The organism is Oleiphilus sp. HI0066 (assembly GCF_001635725.1).
Window position 1 is genome coordinate 1 of the sequence record NZ_LWFH01000662.1, and the last position, 623, is coordinate 623.

1 protein-coding gene is annotated in these 623 nt (G+C 43.5%); it reads right to left on the minus strand.

Annotated elements, in window-relative coordinates; all coding sequences use genetic code 11:
• Nucleotides 1-83: 83 nt before the first annotated feature.
• The coding region (locus tag A3738_RS08335; protein WP_068503222.1) for a sugar phosphate nucleotidyltransferase at nucleotides 84-623 on the minus strand (540 nt) is incomplete at its 5' end.

Here is a 623-nt window from a genome sequence, read left to right on the forward strand (position 1 = left end):
CCACATGGTCGTTGCTCCAGTGATATGACAGCATTTTGACAAAAAGAAATATTTGTCAAAATAAAGCAAAAACTAAGCCTGTTTTATGCGAGTCGATTTCTTAAGGTTTCGAGACGACTTGGTGTACCAACATCTAGCCAGTACCCATCTAATGTTGATGCCTGCAGTTGATGAGATTGCGCTAGCTCTTTAAGCATTGGTCCCAAGGGCGCTTTTCCTTCAGGCAGATTTTTAAACATGCTTGGCCGGTATAGGCCAATACCGGAATAAGTATGTGATAGAGGCGCGATGAGCGTGGCGAGTATCTGTTTGCTGTTAGTGCTATCGATTCCGAAATCACCCTTAGTATTGTGCTCCGGGTTTTCGCACAGAAGGATGTGCGCTTTTATCTCTTTACCGATCTTGTTTTCTAATAAAGACGTGAGAGGCGCTTCTGTGTAGACATCACCATTGATCAGCAGAAATGGCGTATCGGCCTCTGAATTTAAAAAAGAGAGGGCGTTACGGATGCCTCCAGCCGTTTCTAGCAGTGAGGCTTCATTGAATAATTGAATATTGAGTTGGTTACGCCAAACCGCATCGATATGACTTTCTATTTTCTCTCCAAGCCAATGGGTGTTAAT